This is a genomic window from Nocardia sp. NPDC059229 (assembly GCF_042754165.1).
In the GTDB taxonomy this organism is placed as follows: Bacteria; Actinomycetota; Actinomycetes; order Mycobacteriales; family Mycobacteriaceae; genus Nocardia.
Window position 1 is genome coordinate 1 of sequence record NZ_JBHZAK010000073.1, and the last position, 1,460, is coordinate 1,460.

The 1,460-nt window shown below is 69.5% G+C and carries 1 protein-coding gene; it reads left to right on the forward strand.

Annotation, left to right across the window (positions count from 1 at the left end; all coding sequences use genetic code 11):
* The coding region (gene acs, locus ACFXHE_RS44115; protein WP_379391769.1) for an acetate--CoA ligase at window positions 1-1,422 on the forward strand (1,422 nt) is incomplete at its 5' end.
* Window positions 1,423-1,460 lie beyond the last annotated feature (38 nt).

Genomic DNA, 1,460 nt, shown 5'->3' on the forward strand with positions numbered 1-1,460 from the left:
GCCGCGGCCAAGCTGGTCGTCACCACCGACGGCCAGTGGCGGCGCGGTAAGCCGGCCCCGCTCAAGGCGGCCGTGGACGAGGCTCTGGCCGAGGGTGATTCGACCGTCGAGCACGTACTCGTGGTGCGCCGCACCGGCATCGAGACCCCGATGACCTCCGGCCGCGACCTGTGGTGGGACGAGACCGTCGCGCTCGGCTCCCCCGAACACGAGGCGCAGGCCTTCGACGCCGAGCACCCGCTGTTCATCCTCTACACCTCCGGCACCACCGGAAAGCCCAAGGGCATCCTGCACACCTGCGGCGGCTACCTGACCCAGGCCGCCTACACCCACCACCACGTGTTCGACCACAAGCCCGGTCGCGACGTGTACTGGTGCACCGCCGACATCGGCTGGGTGACCGGGCACAGCTACATCGTGTACGGCCCGCTGGCCAACGGCGCCACCGAGGTCGTCTACGAGGGCACCCCGAACTTCCCCGACGAGCACCGGCACTGGCAGATCATCGAAAAGTACGGCGTCACCATCTATTACACGGCGCCGACGCTGGTGCGCACGTTCATGAAGTGGGGTCGCGAGATTCCGGATTCGCACGACCTGTCCAGCCTGCGGCTGCTGGGTTCGGTGGGCGAGCCGATCAACCCCGAGGCCTGGCGCTGGTACCGGGATGTGGTGGGCGGCAACAAGACTCCCATCGTGGACACCTGGTGGCAGACCGAGACCGGCGCCATCATGATCTCGCCGCTGCCGGGCATCGCCGCGGCCAAGCCGGGCGCGGCCATGACCCCGCTGCCGGGCATCTCCGCGAAAGTCGTCGACGAGGAAGGCAATCCGGTCTCCCTCGGCGAGACCGAGGCCAACGGGTACCTGGTGCTCGACCAGCCGTGGCCGTCCATGCTGCGCGGCATCTGGGGCGACAACGAGCGGTACAAGGACACCTACTGGTCGCGCTACGCCGAGAAGGGCTGGTACTTCGCCGGTGACGGCGCCAAGCTCGACACCGACGGGGACCTGTGGGTGCTCGGCCGCGTCGACGACGTCATGAACGTGTCCGGCCACCGCATCTCGACCGCCGAGGTGGAGTCCGCGCTGGTGGGCCACTCCGGCGTCGCGGAGGCGGCGGTCGTCGGCGCGTCCGACGAGACCACCGGCCAGGGCATCGTGGCGTTCGTGATCCTCACCGCCGAGGCCACCGACACCGGCGCGGACCTGATCACCGAACTCGAGGCCGAGGTCTCCCGCGAGATCTCCCCCATCGCCCGCCCGCGCGAGATCCACGTGGTGCCGGAACTGCCGAAGACGCGCTCGGGCAAGATCATGCGCCGCCTGCTGCGCGACGTGGCCGAGGGCCGCGAACTGGGCGACACCTCAACCCTGGTGGACCCCAACGTGTTCGAATCCATCCGCGCCGGCAAGGCGTAAACGGGCAGACTCCGCGAGCGGCCCCCTGATCGGCGATC